The sequence below is a fragment of the Telluria sp. ZB4P37 genome, from assembly GCF_059685855.1.
Map to the genome: position 1 here is coordinate 133886 of NZ_JCASID010000012.1, position 14621 is coordinate 148506.

Genomic DNA, 14621 nt, shown 5'->3' on the forward strand with positions numbered 1-14621 from the left:
ATGTGGCTCAAGAACCTCCAGGCCTACCGCCTACCCGTCGGATGGGAGTTCACACCCGAGCAAATGGAAGAAGCGCTACAGCCGCAGGCATTCACGCCCGCCAGCAGCAACGAGCTGCTGCGCCAAGGCTGGGATTCGCCACGCGCCAACGGCAAGCTGGTCCACGTCGTCAATAAGCAGATGCTGATGATGCTCGGTACCGAGAAGAAGCTGCTGCCCTCGTCGGTGATCAACCAGGTCGCCAAGGCCAAGGCCGCCGAGATGGAAGAGCAGCAGGGCTTCCCGCCGGGTAAGAAGGCAATGAAGGAACTGAAGGAGCGCGTCGCCGACGAGCTGCTGCCGCGCGCCTTCTCGATCCGCAGCAACGTCTGGGTCTGGATCGACCCGGTCAACGGCTGGCTGGTGGTCGATGCCGCCAGCCCGTCGAAGGCGGACGACGTCATCAAACTGCTGCTCAAGGCCGTCGACCGCATGCCCCTTGAATCGCTGCGCGTGCAGCGCTCGCCGGTGGCCGTGATGACCGGCTGGCTGGAAGCGGACGAAGCGCCGTATGGCTTCACGATCGACCAGGACACCGAACTGCGCGCGACCGGCGAAAGCCGCGCCGCCGTGCGCTACGTGAAGCACACGCTGGAGCCGGACGACATCCGCCGCCACATCGCCGCCGGCAAGCAGTGCACCCGCCTGGCCATGACCTGGACCGACCGTATCAGCTTCGTGCTGACCGAATCGATGGCGATCAAGGGCATCAAGCCGCTGGACGTCATCAAGGAAGGCGAAGCCGTTACCTACAGCGATGATGAGCGCTTCGATAACGACATCATGCTGATGACCGGCGAGCTGGCGAAGCTGCTGGAGGACGTGGTTGACGCTCTGGGCGGCGAAGCGCATGACCTGGTGAGCAAAGCACAGGAGGATGCAGGGGAGCGCGCGGCGCTGAGCGCTGCTGCCGCCGCATCGAATGCTATAGAGGATCTGGACGACGATGCACTCTACGATCAGGCCGTACAGATCGTGTTGAAGAACCAGCGTGCCTCCATCTCGTTGGTGCAGCGTCACCTGCGCCTTGGGTACAACCGCGCGGCACGCCTCATGGAAGCGATGGAAAAGCGCGGCGTGGTGTCGGCTATGGCCTCGACCGGGAACCGCGACATTCTGGTTGCCAGCGCATGAACGCGATCGCCACCCTTCTGAGCCGCGTTCAAGCAGCGCACGACGATGCGCTGGAGGCGGCTCCGCACCCATCGAGCAAGCCGTTCCGCGCGGCGAAGCAGGCGGTTAAAAATCGATTTGTCGAACTGAGCACGGCTATCCAAGCCCTTGGCCCAGGCTGGACCCCGGTCGAGTCGAGCGTGCCCGACGACGACACGCTAGTCCTCATCGCCTTGAACGATGACGACGTCTGGACTGGATTTCGAGACGCCGGCATCTGGCGGTACGTCGATGCAATGCCGATCAATGCCGAGCGAGTGACGCACTGGATGCCGATGCCCGCGCCGCCGGCCAGGACTGCGGCATGAGGTTCGGAACGCCAAGCGCCGGAACCCTTGAGCGCTTCCGCGAGCGCACGGCCAGCGCTGCGCCGATCAGCCTGCGCCGCAAGCAGTGCGCGTGCGGGAAGATCGTCACCGCGAAGCAGCTGGTCCAGCGCGGTGCCTGCAACGCGTGCGCACAAGCCAAGGCGCAGGCCAAGGAGGCAGCGTGAACGACAGCCAGGACATTCCGCTGGATCCGACCGCATACAAACACCAGGTGCTGTTGCTCAAGTCCGCACACTGCGCACGGCCAGTGCTGCACCAGGGACTGAACCGATTCATCAACGCCCTTTCGCTGTACCAGGACGGTGGCCGCGTTTCGATGACGGTCTACCTGGCCGGGATCCCGGGCGGCATCGACAGCACTGAGATTCAAGTGAAAACCGCAACACCAGAAAGAACCACATGAACACCGACCACCTGACCGAGACCGAAAGCAAGCTGATGCTGCGCCCGCTGCGCAACTTGATTTCGAACGACGGCTATGCCATGACCTTCCAGTCCACACAGCAGTACCGCACCGCCCTGCTCAATCACTTTGCCGACCTGGTCGGCACGCCCGATGAAGACTTCGCAGAGCTGCCGAGCCAGAGGCCATCGGCTTCGATGTTCCTCAGGCCGCAAGTGACGATCTTCCCACTTGATGGCGAACAGCACGACCGCGCCCAGGTAGCAGCACTTGGCAAGCCAGGAGCTGCCTGATGCGCACCCCATACATCACGCGATCGCCGTGCGCCTGCGTGCGCTGCGGCCAGCCTCAAGGCACTCCGCACTTGCCGGAGTGCCCGTTGAAACGATTCACCGCCAGCACCGGCGAGAAAGGACCTGCAGCATGAGCCAAGACACCCATGCCAGCGCGGCCAACTGGCCGACGGATGCGCAGATCATCGCTGCGCTGCACGCCTGCGGGATTGACACACGCCCCAGCAGATACGGCTTCAATGCGATGCAGATCGGCGGCACGAGCGTGCCTGGCCTGCGCCAAATGTTCCAAAAGCTGATAGCCCAGCAGGTCGAAGCCGACCCGGCACCAACCGCCAAACCAGTCGCATTCGCGGTGTTCGCAGACAACGGGAACGTTCGCATGTGGTCCCGCAACAGTGATGAAGTACAGCGCGTAGCGACCGACTGCGGCAAGCCTATTGTCCCGCTCTACGCTCTCCCCTGGGCGCATCCTGCGAATGCTGGCGATTTGTATCAAGCCGCGTTGCTGGCAGTGGAGCGTATGCGCGGCTGCGCTGCAACCTACATCGAAGACCACGGCAAGGACACTTACCCCGGCGAGCCGGGACTGCGTCCACAGGACGTTGCGCCGATGTGGGCGCAGGAAATCCAGGAAATCGACGCGAAGGTGTTCCTTGACGAAGCCATTACCGACCTGCGCGTCGTCCCATCGGCTGTAGGCACAAGCGCAGATCCGACCGCCCTGACGAAGGAAGGATAATGGAAACGTTCTTGACAGCTGACGCAGTCGTGAGGCTGACTGGGCGGCGCAGAAAGTCGAAGCAGATCGAGGCGCTCCGCACCATGGGTCTGCCTTTCTGGGTGAACGCTATTGGTGAGCCGGTGATCGCGATCGCGGCCGTGGAAGGGCGTAGGGAAGCGCCCCAAGAGAAGACATGGGTAATGCCAAGGCGGAATGATGGGAAGACGAAACACTCGTAATTTGAACATGCCACCGCACATGCACCCCCGGGTGCAGCGCAGCGGCAAGGTGTATTACTACATGTACCAGGTAGGGCCCGACGGCAAGCGGAAAGAGATCGCCCTTGGCGACGACTTCATTCTGGCATTGAAGAAGTATGCGGAGCTGAACGTGGTCGTGGCGCCCACCGCCGGCGCGACGTTCGCTGACCTCGAGAAACGCTACTTGGTTGACGTCGTGCCAAAGCTGGCGGCCAGCTCCGCACGCATGTACCGGTCGGACATCAAGCATTTGCTGGAGTCGTTTGCGATAGCACCGCTGAGCCAGATCAGGCCGATGCACATCAAGAACTTCCTGGAAGACCATGCCGACAAGCCAACGACCGCAAACCGCTGCAAGCGCGTGTTCTCGACGATGTGGAATCACGCCCGCGGCTGGGGCTACACCGACATGCCGAACCCCTGTGAAGGCATCCAGGGCTACTCACTCAAAAAACGGACCGTGTACATCAGCGACGTCGTCTACAACGCCGTATGGGCCAGTGCAAGCGCGTCGCTGCAGGACGCAATGGACCTGGCATATCTAACTGGCCAGCGGCCAGCGGACGCGCTGAAGATGACCGTTCACGACATTGTCGAGGACCACCTGATTGTCACCCAGGAGAAGACCAAGCAGCCGCTGCGCATCAAGATGGTCGGCGAGCTGGCAACGCTGCTCGAGCGCATTGAGGCGCGGAAGTCTGGCCACAAGGTTGTGACCGCCGCCTTGCTGGTTAACGAACATGGAAAGCGGCTCACGGCACCGACGCTGCGATCGCAGTTCGACAAGGCCCGTGCGGCCGCTGCAGCGAAGACTCCAGGGCTGGCCAAGGCCATTAAGGAGTTCCGCTTCTACGACCTGCGTGCGAAGGCTGCTGACGATACCGCGGATGGGCGGGGAGAAGAAGCTGCTCGGGATCTGCTGGGCCACGACAGTGTGAAAACGACGCAGCGTCACTATCTGCGTAGAGGCAAGATCGTGACGCCGACAAAGTAACTTTCGAAAGCGTAGCCGCAAAAAGAAGGGGCGATACCTCACAGTATCGACCCTTCTCCGTCAAGACTTACTTGCGCTTAGGCGGCACCTTGTTCCGCTCAGTGACCGTGGTTTTCGGGTGCGACTCAGCGTAACGCTTAGTGACAAACAGGCCAGTGCCTGCGTCGCGATGGTTGGTAACAGTTTTTTGAGCAGTAGTTTTTTTCATGGCTAAAGTAAAAGTAAAGTTGTGGTGTTCGAATGGGGCGGCTACGCCGCCCCACCTCCTGCCGCTTAGCTACGTGGCGAGCGGCAGTGCTCGCAGACCAGTTCCTGCTTGCCCTTGCGGACTCGCGTGTACTGGCGTACGTGCACTGACTTCGGATATGCGCATGTCTTCATGGCGTATCTCCCTTCAGTTACTGGGGACTTGATACCGAACTCAGTGCTTGCCAAACAGCAGATTCACAACTAAACTTCTGCTTCTAAACGTGTAGCAAATACTTGAGAGACAAACGGGTCCCCCGCTCGAATGTCTTTTACCGAGAACGCCTTTGGATCCCCATCCTTAGGCGTTTTTTATTTCCCTCCTGCTCCGCAGCTTTGCCAAGCGGACGGATGCTGCCGTGTACGACACCCCGAATTCAGCCCGCAGCTCCCCAGCTGTGGTCAAATTCTTCGCACGGATGACGTCAAGCGGCATCAAAATTTCTGCTGCAAACTGATCAGCTTGCCATTCCGAGTTCTCCCAGATTGGAAAGTCCAAAGTGGAATCACGGTGGAAGCTACGGCTGTGCGCCAGAAGCAGGTGGCCAAGCTCATGGAAGATGGTGAAGCGAGCCCTCTCTTCGTTACGCACAACTCCTTCGAACGCCGACGCGGTGATATAAATGACACGTTTCTCGGGCAAGCACGAAGCTTCGACACCGGGAGGTAAGAAACCCTCTTCAACAACGTCGTACGTAATACCAAACTGCTCCAGGCCCTCAAGGAAGAGCTCCAGGTCAGGGGCACCGTCCGGTATCAAAATATCCCGAACGCTGATCGCCCTAGCACGGATCTCCATCACCGAAGACTTTGCTACACGAAAACCTGATTTATAACACTCGCTTGACACTATTCACCTCGGCTGGCTGCTTCTAACAGTTCACGGAACTTCATCTCAATCTCCTCATCAAAATTTCTCATTCGGGCAAATCCAGCAACCAACATCTGGTGTTGCGGAGACAAGCCTTCCAGGTTGACCGACCCGTTCGAGACAGCTGCTTTTGTCTCGAGATCCGGTACGGCCTGGCCCAAATCATGGCGAAGATAGGACGCAATCTTCACCAGCCACTCATCTGAAACACGCTTGCGCCCAGTTTCCAAACTGCTGATGAACGCCGGCGATACTTCAAGGGCTGCTGCCATGTCACTCAATTTCACACTGGCTTGAATGCGGGCCATCCTGACAACCTTTCCGAAGTCAGTAGTCGTGGTCATGTCGTTCTTTCCTTTTCGTGGTGCTTCAGGGTGGGTGCTTCAACCGGTAGGTACGTCTTATTGTTTTTAGTACCGTTCTTTACCATCAATGAATGCTATTTTACCGATTCGGTTGCGAAATGCAATAGGGAAATTGATTTTCTGCAAGATTTTTTTGGGAAAGATGGCTGCGGCTCACGCGGCGGGCGCAACAAGGACAGCTGGCTGACAAGCGAAAGCCCGCTGGGGAGATGAAGATTTTGTGGAGCGAAACAGATTTTGTGGAGCGGAGTAAGCAGCTTTTTCTAGCCGTTTCCCCTATGGAGCGGGTGAAGGGAATCGAACCCTCGTCGTAAGCTTGGGAAGCTTCTGCTCTACCATTGAGCTACACCCGCGTTGCCTGCATTCTACTCGTGTTCGAAGGCCGTTGCCAAATCTTAAAAGTGCAGTTCGAAGGGATCAGCGTAGCCGACCTTTCCTCTACGTGAGCAAGGGGTGGATTAAATTATGCGTGCCAAGGAACCGCTACCGCATCGACGTAATCTAAGAAATATTTCAATCAATTTCCCTACTGGCGCTTTCAATCTGCACGTTAGACAGATATTCATCATGAATCGATACCGCCCTAACCATCGTGCGAATTAGTGGCAGGCAAAGGAGAATTCTGTGCATATCGACAAAAATCAGATTCAAGAAATACTGCTGGGCATTCTGGATGAGTTTCCGCTCCGCACTGACGACCCTGGGGAGATTTCACAGGAAGAAATCGCCTTCGTTCGCAGGAATATCCTTAATGCAATTCCTGACGTTCTCATGCGCGCATTAATGGATTCCAAGGACGTCGTATGTCAGATGCCCTATAACATTGAAGTGATTTCGGTATACGATTCCGTGCAGTGTGCGAACTGCACCAAGTACTTCTGTCGCCGACATAAACTGAGTGTTTGCCCCAGGTGCGGTGCAGCTTTTTAAACTAATGCTCCAGACAGCGCGATGAGTCAATCCTGGACCAGGCAGCCGAATCGGCAAAAGGCATTGGAAACCACTATTCCAGCGCTGTGCTCCATCCTTTTCGCCCTCGTCAGTGGTGTTTTCGTCGCAGCAGCGATGACAGACGCGAGATTACTTGATGCAAGAATCCAAGTCCAACCGCTGGTAATTAGCCCGGACCTTGTCTTCTCCCTGGCGGTCGAACGGCGATATGTAGTCTTATTCGCTGCCGCAGTCGCAGGAATTTGTTTTTACAAATCGCTTTTGCACTGCGTCTGGTCTCAAATGTCGCATCTCGATGAAACCGTATATAACCCGGATGTTCCCTCAGCACCGCCAAGCGATCCTGGCGAGATAGCCGAATACGCTGCGATTAAAAATGGCTGGAATAGGCGCCGCAGCAAATCTGCAGCGTCCGCAATCCTCTACTTCGACATGGGAGTGTACCTGCTGCCTCTCTCGATGATATTCCTGCTTCCACCAAACCTGCTTGCAGCCGCATTCTATGCGTGGCTAATTTCACTCACTGGTTTTGTGCGAGCAGTGAAGCGGTCCTGAGGTATTACAGGCCTGCACCGAGAAACATCCTGAGCTGCGCGGAGCAATCGTTCGCGACGCTCCGTGCTTTGTCACCACCTTTGGCTTATTCCGGCTGCTCGACCTTATAGCCTTTCGCCGCCAATGTCGCCAGCAGGCCCTTCGGATTGAGCACGTCCTTCATCGACAACACGGCAAACGTCGAGGTGTTCCTGGCCAGCGCACCTTCCGCATTGGCGATCCACATGGCGCGCAGACGCGGCTCGGCGCCCTGGAAGGTGGGATTGTCGCGCACGGCGGCGCTGTTCATGATGACGTTGGTGCAGCTCTCCTGCTGGTCCACGAAATCGAGCTTGCGGATGACGTCGATGTCGCCCTTGGCCCAGGCGTTGGCGCGCAGGCGCATGCCCTCGATATCGGTCTCCAAACGGCTCAATGTGGCGGAGAAGCAGGCCGCATCGTCGAGCGGCGACTTCTTGAAGTCCTTGATCACGCGGCGCGCGTTCTCGATCGGCAGCTCGAGGACGGTCTTCGTCACCTTGAGATTCTTCTGGTCGACGATCTTCTCGACCTGCTTGCGCACGTCGGTGCTGGTGGTGAGTCCTGCCTGCTTCATGGCGGCGCTGAACAACTGACTGGCCACGAAGATCGGCCGCTCGCGCTCCTTATTCTTGGGCAGGTATTTTTCCTTGAGCGGCAGCCAGCGGGCGTAGGCGTCGGCCGGGAGCACGTCTCGCAGGGTGGCGCCGTCGGGATTGTCGTTGATGCCGATGAGCAGGGGCAGCGCCATCAGGCCCTGGACATAGCCGATGTCGACCTTGCCCAGCGGCGGGGCCAGATATTCCTGCGAGCGCGCGATGACGGCTTCGACCTCGTGCGAGCGCCAATTCATCTTGACCGGCAGCGGCGAATAGGTGCCGAAGACCCACAGCACGTGGTCGTCCTTCGACACCTTCCACATACCGGGGCCGGGCTTCTGGCCGACCACCAGGATCTGTTCCGGCGCGGCCTGCGCCCCGGCTTCCGGTTCAGTGGACAGCTCAGGCGCAGGCGCCGGATCGGCCGACTGGGCCAGCGCCGGCGCTGCAACGAAGGCCAGGCACAGCGCCGGCAAGAGTGCGAATTTCAGCATCAGGACATCCTTGTTGTTGGTTGTCCGTCAAGCTTAGCTCTGCAATATGAGCCGATCCTTAAAGCCGGCAAGGCCCCCTTTATTTCATGCCGCCTGCATGGCAAGGCGGGCAGGTGCCGGACGCGCGGCCGGCTGCGGGCGCGTCGCTTCCTCGAGCTTGAACTGGCCGACCAGCGCGACCAGGGTAGCGGCCTGCTGCTGCAGGCTTTCCGCCGCCGCCGCTGCCTCTTCCACCAGCGCCGCATTCTGCTGGGTCACGCCGTCCATCTGCACGATGGCCTGGTTGACCTGGCCGATGCCGGTGCTCTGCTCCGCGCTGGCGGCGCTGATCTCTGCGACGATGTCGCTGACGCGGCGCACGCTGGCCACCACGTCGCCCATGGTCTTGCCGGCGTCCGCCACCAGGCCGGTGCCGACGCTGACCTTCTGGACCGAGTCGCCGATCAGGGTCTTGATCTCCTTGGCGGCGGCGGCGCTGCGCTGCGCCAGGTTGCGCACCTCGGTGGCGACGACCGCAAAGCCGCGGCCCTGCTCGCCGGCGCGCGCCGCTTCGACGGCGGCGTTCAGCGCCAGGATATTGGTCTGGAAGGCGATGCCGTCGATAACGCCGATGATGTCCACGACTTTCCTGGACGAGTCGCTGATCGAGGCCATCGTGGTTACCACCTGGGCCACCACGTCGCCGCCGCGCACGGCGATCGCGCTGGCCGACTCTGCCAGCTGGTTGGCCTGGCGCGCGTTGTCGGCGTTCTGCCTGACGGTGCCGTTGAGTTCTTCCATCGAGGCCGCGGTTTCTTCCAGCGCGCTGGCCTGCTGCTCGGTGCGCACCGACAGGTCGGCATTGCCCTGGCGGATTTCGCTCGACGCCACGGCCACTGCGTCCGAGCTGATGCTGACACGGGCCAGCACGTCCTGGATCTTGGCGACGAAACCGTTGAAGCCGGCCGCGATCTGCGCCAGTTCATCCTTGCCGCGCGCGTCGAGGCGTGCGCTCAGGTCGGCGTTGCCGCTGGAGAGGTCGGTCATGGTGGCGCTCAGCTTGCGCAGCGGCAGGGTCAGGCGGCGCAGCACCGACACCATGATAAAGGCGGCGACGATGGCGCAGATGATCGAGACGATCGCCGCATAGCCGGCCAGTTCGCGCGAGGAAGCCGTCGCCACGCTTTCCGGGAATGCCAGCGAGATCGACCACGGCGCGATGTCCGCGTGCAGGCGCACCGGCTGCAGCATGTGGACCATTCCCCTGGCGTCGATGTACTGGTAGGCCTTGCCGTTCTTGACGGCGTCGAGCGCCGCCGCCGGCAGGTCGTCGGCCTTCTTGCCGTTGCGTTCCGCGAGCGGATGGCTGGCATACAGGCCGCCGTTCGATACCAGCGCCAGCGAGCCGCCTTCCATGAACTTCATGCCGGCCAGGATGGCCGACAGCTTGGTCAGCGGGAAGTCGGCCGTGGTGACGCCGATGACTTTGCCGTCGACCTTGATCGGCGCCGCGAGCGAGGCGATCAGGACGTTCTTGCCATCGATCGGATACTGGTAGGGTTCGGTAAAGTGCATGCGGCCGGTGGCCTTGGGCACGTCGTACCAGTCGTTGGCCCCGGCCGTGGGCAGGAAGACGATCGGCTCGATCTTCGCGTTGCCGTCCGCGCCGCGGCTGAAGTACGGCATGTGGCGGCCGGTGGCGTCGTAGTGCGGGGCCTTGCCGGCGAATTCCGCGTCCTTGCCATCGAGCGCATCTGGCTCGAACGCAACCGACATGCCGACCGCGTCGGCGTTGGCGCGCAGCGCATGCAAGACCATGTCGTTGACCTGGTCGCGCTGCAGGGGCAGCGCCGAGCCGCGACTCGCAGCCATGACACCGGAGATGCTGCCGGCCGCCGCCAGGTTGATACCAATGCGGCCTTCCAGCGCTACGGCCGCTTCGCGTGCCGAGGTGCGGGCCTGATCGAAGGCGCTCGCTTCGGCGCTGGCGCTGCTCTTCATGCCGATGAAGGTCGAGGTGGCGCCGAGGCTGAGCACCACCAGTGCAGTAGCGGTGGCGCAAATCTTGGCGGTTAGCGAAAGGGATACGCCACGCGGGCGGCGGGACTGCGTCTGCTTAGTCATGGTGGTCTCGATTTTTTAGAAGGTACGTGCCAGGCTGACGGCAAGCGTGCCCTTGGCGGGATTGGAAACTGCGAAGGCGCCGCCGGCAAGCGGCACGCCCGTGGTATAGCGGTCGTAGGCATCGGTGGCACCCCAGGCGCGGGTATACGCCGCAGCCACGTTCCAGCCGCCGTCGAAGGATTTGGTCGCCCCAAGCTTGAGGTCGCGCCAGTCCCAGATATCGTTGCCGCGGCCCGCGACGCGGCCATCGCCCGCGTGCAGGTTGAGGGTAAAGCCGCCGCCCAAGTCCTGGTTGGCGCCGATGTCCAGGTAGCCGGTGCCGCGCGCGTTCGTGATGCCGAAGAAATCGCGCGACACGGTGCGGGCGTACTTTGCGTAAAACGGCCCGTAGCTCACGCCCGGCACCAGTTCGGTGTAGTCGTATTTGATGCCGGCGAGGCTCGCGCCCGGATAGCGGTAGTGCACCGCCATCAGGCTGACGCCGACCGGCCCGATCATGCCGGTATAGCCGCCGTACAGGTCCCATTCCACGCGGCCGCCTTCGATGAAGCGGTCGCTCACGGTCGAAGTCCAGGTGCCTGCGGACCAGCCGCTCGCGTGTACCGCATCGACACCTGCCTGGAGCGCGGGGCGGCCCCAGCTCTGGCGGATGCCGCGCGAAACGTATTGCGAGGCGACGGTGACCGTCGACGTGAGGGCCAGCACGGCGGGCGCGGAAGCAGGCGCGCTGGTATCGGCATGGGCGGCCGGCATGGCCAGCACGAAGAGGGAAGCCGGCAGCAGCCGGGAAAGAGCGGTCATGGTTGTCTCGTGAAAGTCCGGCGAAGGCGAAGATAAACGGCAGGACACCGTTATCTATCTGCTCAGCAATTAATGCTGTACGGAAATTCTACGAGACGAAAGTGAATATTCACCGAATTGTGACGAGTTCAATAACGAGATTTTTCAACTCGTGCGTCCTTGGCGCAACAGTGGGCGGCGTGGCCCGGTGTTCAATCCGGTTCGGGCAGGTCGGGCCGTTCCAGCAGCTCGTGCGCCAGCCTCAAGCCCTTGACCATGCTCGAAAACGCCTCCTGCTTGGCCGCTTCGTCCGGCACCCGCAGCACATAGGAGGGGTGGTAGATCGTCACCACCCAACGCCCCTCGTGGCGGACCGGTTTGCCCAGCGTATCCTTGAGCGTGACCGTGCCGTTGCCCAGCACCGACTTGAGCGCAGTCGAGCCCATGGCAACGATCACCTTGGGCTCGACCGCGGCCAGCTCTTTCTCGAGCCAGTAATGGCAGGCCTCGACCTCGCGCTGGGCCGGGGTCTTGTGGATGCGGCGCTTGCCCTTGGGCACCCACTTGAAGTGTTTCACGGCGTTGGTGAGGTAAACCGTCTTGCGGTCGACGTCGGCCAGGGCGAACACGCGGTCGAGCAGCTTGCCGGCCGGGCCCACGAAAGGCTTGCCGGCCAGGTCTTCCTGGTCGCCCGGCTGCTCGCCCACGATCATGATCGGCGCGCGTTTTGACCCTTCGCCGGGCACCGCCTGGGTGGCGTACTGCCACAGTTCGCAGCGCCGGCATTCGTCCAGCTTGGAGGGCTGCTCGCGGTCGGGCTGCGCCTGTTCGGCGGAGATGGGAATGGTGGCGCCGCTCTTGCGGCCGACGGTCTCTACCTGGCCAATCTTGCGCGCGCCGAGTTCGGCCTGGCTCACCATCGAAGGCACGATCACGCCTTCCGGCAGGTTCTTCCAGAAGCGCGAGGGGATGTGGCTTTGCATCAGCTGGGCGTTGACGCGCGCCGGGTTGAAGATGCTGCGGTAATAGGTGAGCCACAGGGCCTCGCCGTCATCAATCAGGTCGGCCGCGCTCGACATCAGGGGGCCGGTATTGTGCAGCGTGGCGCCATCCCACAGCACGCTGGCCTCGGGCGTGGCGATCATCCAGCTGGTCTTGCCCATGCGGGCCACGAAATGCTCGGCCACCTGCTGCAGCACGTCGTGGCTTGGTTCGAACCAGGCCACGAAGCGCGGCGCGCCGGCCTCGATTGGGCGCTCGCGGAACCGGATATAGGCATGCATGTCGTGCTCCTCGCGCCGCACTGCCTTGACCATGCCGTGCAGGCGCGACCCGTCCGGGTCGGCCGGCGATTGCACGTCGTGCTCGCCCTGCTGCCAGCGCCACAGCACCCGGTAGAGAAACGCCCAGCGATCCGGAGCGCGAAAGCATGCGGCTTTCTGCAGCATCTCGAGCAAAGAGCGCGGCACGACGGCAACAGCCTGTTTCGGCGGCTGCGCCTGTTGTGTCGGGATGGGCGAATGATGCGATTGCACGCCAGGTGCCGGCGCACCCGAGAACAGATCGCCGCTACCGGCGGCGTCCGGCGTATTCCAGGTGACGGCTTCGGGCGGCACGCCGGCCCGCAGCAGCTCGCGCGCAGCCATGCGCCACTCGCCGAAGCTGTTCACCTGCAGCGGCTGGCCGCTGGCGGCAGCCGTGACGGCGGCCCGGGCGTTCATGCTGCCTGCAGCTCCGGCCACAGGTTCATCTGCTCGGGCGCATCGGCCAGGTGGCGGCGCAGGATGTGGGAGCTGGCGGCGCCCTGCACCGGCTTGTAGTCGGCCGTGATGATGAAAGGCGCCAGCTTCTTCATGCTGCAGCGCAGGCGCGACAGGTCTTCCCAGCGCACGCGGCGAATACGGCGCAGGTCGATGATGCGCCTGGCGTTGCGCAGGCCGATGCCGGGCACGCGCGCGATCATGGTTTCGTCGGCGCGGTTCAGGTCCATGGGGAAGTGCTCGCGGTTGGTCAGCGCCCAGGCCAGCTTGGGATCAACGTCGAGCGCCAGGTTGCCCGCTTCCGGCATGAGTTCGCCCACCGTGAAGCCGTAGCCGCGCAATAAAAAGTCGGCCTGGTACAGGCGGTGCTCGCGCAACAGCGGCGGCGGCGCCAGCGGCACACTTTTCGGGCTTTGTGGGATGGGGCTGAAGGCCGAGTAATACACGCGCTTGAGCTTGTAGCTGCCGTAGAGGGTTTCGGCCGTGTTCAAAATGGTCTGGTCGTCACTGGCGTCGGCGCCGACGATCATTTGCGTGCTCTGGCCGGCCGGGGCAAAGCTCGGCGCATTTGGCTCCTCGGCCTTTTCGTCGAGCTTGCGGCGGATCGAGCCCATCGCCAGCTTGATCGTGTGGACGTTCTTTTCCGGCGCCAGACGGGTCACGCTGTCGTGAGTGGGCAGCTCGATGTTGACTGACAGACGGTCGGCCCAGCGTCCGGCCTCGGCGATGAGTAGCGGGTCGGCATCGGGAATGGTTTTCAGGTGGATGTAGCCGCGGAAGTTGTGCACTTCGCGCAACTGACGCGCCACCGCCACCAGCTGCTCCATCGTGTAGTCGGACGACTGGATGATGCCCGAGCTCAGGAACAGGCCGTCGATGTAGTTGCGGATGTAGAAATCGTGCGTGAGCTTGACTACTTCGTCCACCGAAAAGCGAGCGCGCGGCACGTTCGAGCTGCGGCGGTTGATGCAGTATTGGCAGTCGTAGACGCAGAAATTGGTCAGCAGGATCTTGAGCAGCGAGACGCAGCGGCCATCCGGCGTATAGCTGTGGCAAATGCCCATGCCGGTGGTGGCGCCCAGGCCATCCTTGCCCTCGGAACCACGTTTCGGCGCGCCACTGCTGGCGCAGGACGCGTCGTATTTTGCGGCGTCCGCCAGGATTTCCAGCTTGTCGTTGAGTTCCATCGTGAGCGATCGGACTGTATGGGCATACAGTATACTATCGGGCGCGGGGAGACAGCCCGTATAGCGTCAACGGTGTGCGTCAGAGGCGGTTCAATAGTGGTGCAAGGATGCGTAGATGGTACGCATCGAACTTGGGGGACAATACCGGTGGCATTGTTCCCGCCTACACGGGAACGACTTGCATGGGGAGCTGACCGAGAGGCGGCCTTACGTATGCCTCTACCTTAAAAACCGTCATTCCGGCGCAGGCGCACTGGTGTCCAAGATAATTCGATACCTCTTCACTAGAGTGCCCCCGGCCGCTTCGAGGGCGCTGTTCTAGCTTGTTTTGGACGCGTTCGGGCAGTCTTCGTGTTGATGACGGGAGGCTCGAACAAAGTGGCAGTAATCAGGCTGAGGCAATGCCATAGCGTGTGCTTGATGCCATGCGCCTGCTTGTACAACGCGACCAGCAAGTATGAAATCAAGGCCGTCACA

General features: G+C 61.5%; 17 protein-coding genes, 1 tRNA gene and 1 pseudogene. 11 read left to right on the forward strand and 8 right to left on the reverse strand.

Going from position 1 to position 14621, the window contains the following annotated elements:
• The 9 genes and pseudogenes from AC56K1_RS17970 to AC56K1_RS18010 all read left to right on the forward strand — a co-directional run.
• Positions 1-894, forward strand: a pseudogene (locus AC56K1_RS17970) (recombination-associated protein RdgC); the annotation flags it as partial.
• A gap of 3 nt (positions 895-897) precedes the next feature.
• On the forward strand, positions 898-1173 hold the full coding sequence (locus tag AC56K1_RS17975; RefSeq protein ID WP_497159180.1) for a DNA translocase FtsK: 276 nt from the start codon (positions 898-900) through the stop codon (positions 1171-1173).
• Positions 1170-1520, forward strand: a complete 351-nt coding sequence (locus AC56K1_RS17980; protein ID WP_497159164.1) for a DUF551 domain-containing protein — start codon at positions 1170-1172, stop codon at positions 1518-1520. The genes AC56K1_RS17975 and AC56K1_RS17980 overlap by 4 nt, the downstream gene beginning before the upstream one ends.
• Positions 1517-1705: a hypothetical protein gene (locus tag AC56K1_RS17985; RefSeq protein ID WP_497159165.1), complete on the forward strand. Its 189-nt coding sequence runs from the start codon at positions 1517-1519 to the stop codon at positions 1703-1705. Before AC56K1_RS17980 ends, AC56K1_RS17985 begins: the two co-directional genes overlap by 4 nt.
• On the forward strand, positions 1702-1944 hold the full coding sequence (locus tag AC56K1_RS17990) for a hypothetical protein (RefSeq protein ID WP_497159166.1): 243 nt from the start codon (positions 1702-1704) through the stop codon (positions 1942-1944). Before AC56K1_RS17985 ends, AC56K1_RS17990 begins: the two co-directional genes overlap by 4 nt.
• Positions 1941-2237, forward strand: a complete 297-nt coding sequence (locus AC56K1_RS17995) for a hypothetical protein (RefSeq protein ID WP_497159167.1) — start codon at positions 1941-1943, stop codon at positions 2235-2237. Before AC56K1_RS17990 ends, AC56K1_RS17995 begins: the two co-directional genes overlap by 4 nt.
• A 130-nt stretch (positions 2238-2367) precedes the next feature.
• Complete coding sequence (locus AC56K1_RS18000) at positions 2368-2979, forward strand: hypothetical protein (protein ID WP_497159168.1); 612 nt, start codon at positions 2368-2370, stop codon at positions 2977-2979.
• Positions 2979-3200 carry a DUF4224 domain-containing protein gene (locus AC56K1_RS18005; RefSeq protein WP_497159169.1) on the forward strand — a complete coding sequence of 74 codons (222 nt, stop codon included), beginning with the start codon at positions 2979-2981 and terminating at the stop codon, positions 3198-3200. The genes AC56K1_RS18000 and AC56K1_RS18005 overlap by 1 nt, the downstream gene beginning before the upstream one ends.
• 7 nt (positions 3201-3207) lie before the next feature.
• Positions 3208-4215, forward strand: coding sequence for a tyrosine-type recombinase/integrase (locus AC56K1_RS18010; RefSeq protein WP_497159170.1), 1008 nt, complete (start codon positions 3208-3210; stop codon positions 4213-4215).
• Between the two features lie 547 nt (positions 4216-4762).
• On the opposite strand, the gene AC56K1_RS18015 is transcribed toward AC56K1_RS18010, so the two are convergent.
• The 3 genes from AC56K1_RS18015 to AC56K1_RS18025 form a co-directional block, all read right to left on the reverse strand.
• On the reverse strand, positions 4763-5260 hold the full coding sequence (locus AC56K1_RS18015) for an ImmA/IrrE family metallo-endopeptidase (RefSeq protein ID WP_497159181.1): 498 nt from the start codon (positions 5258-5260) through the stop codon (positions 4763-4765).
• Between the two features lie 50 nt (positions 5261-5310).
• Positions 5311-5676 carry a helix-turn-helix domain-containing protein gene (locus AC56K1_RS18020; protein ID WP_497159171.1) on the reverse strand — a complete coding sequence of 122 codons (366 nt, stop codon included), beginning with the start codon at positions 5674-5676 and terminating at the stop codon, positions 5311-5313.
• Positions 5677-5976: 300 nt separating this feature from the next.
• Positions 5977-6050, reverse strand: a tRNA-Gly gene (locus AC56K1_RS18025).
• Positions 6051-6321: 271 nt separating this feature from the next.
• Here AC56K1_RS18025 and AC56K1_RS18030 point away from each other — a divergent pair.
• Positions 6322-6627, forward strand: a complete 306-nt coding sequence (locus tag AC56K1_RS18030) for a hypothetical protein (protein ID WP_497159172.1) — start codon at positions 6322-6324, stop codon at positions 6625-6627.
• 21 nt (positions 6628-6648) lie between these two features.
• Positions 6649-7203 (forward strand): hypothetical protein, encoded by a 555-nt coding sequence (locus AC56K1_RS18035; RefSeq protein WP_497159173.1) that lies wholly within the window; start codon positions 6649-6651, stop codon positions 7201-7203.
• Positions 7204-7288: 85 nt separating this feature from the next.
• Here the strand turns inward: AC56K1_RS18035 and AC56K1_RS18040 are convergent, their stop codons facing one another.
• The 5 genes from AC56K1_RS18040 to AC56K1_RS18060 all read right to left on the reverse strand — a co-directional run bounded on the left by AC56K1_RS18040 (position 7289) and on the right by AC56K1_RS18060 (position 14144).
• Positions 7289-8314 (reverse strand): TraB/GumN family protein, encoded by a 1026-nt coding sequence (locus tag AC56K1_RS18040; RefSeq protein WP_497159174.1) that lies wholly within the window; start codon positions 8312-8314, stop codon positions 7289-7291.
• Between the two features lie 84 nt (positions 8315-8398).
• Positions 8399-10417 carry a methyl-accepting chemotaxis protein gene (locus tag AC56K1_RS18045; protein WP_497159175.1) on the reverse strand — a complete coding sequence of 673 codons (2019 nt, stop codon included), beginning with the start codon at positions 10415-10417 and terminating at the stop codon, positions 8399-8401.
• Positions 10418-10432: 15 nt separating this feature from the next.
• Positions 10433-11218, reverse strand: a complete 786-nt coding sequence (locus AC56K1_RS18050; RefSeq protein ID WP_497159176.1) for a TorF family putative porin — start codon at positions 11216-11218, stop codon at positions 10433-10435.
• A gap of 191 nt (positions 11219-11409) precedes the next feature.
• Positions 11410-12918 carry a UdgX family uracil-DNA binding protein gene (locus AC56K1_RS18055; RefSeq protein WP_497159177.1) on the reverse strand — a complete coding sequence of 503 codons (1509 nt, stop codon included), beginning with the start codon at positions 12916-12918 and terminating at the stop codon, positions 11410-11412.
• A complete protein-coding gene (locus tag AC56K1_RS18060; RefSeq protein ID WP_497159178.1) occupies positions 12915-14144 on the reverse strand; it encodes a putative DNA modification/repair radical SAM protein in 1230 nt (409 codons plus the stop codon). Before AC56K1_RS18060 ends, AC56K1_RS18055 begins: the two co-directional genes overlap by 4 nt.
• Positions 14145-14621 lie beyond the last annotated feature (477 nt).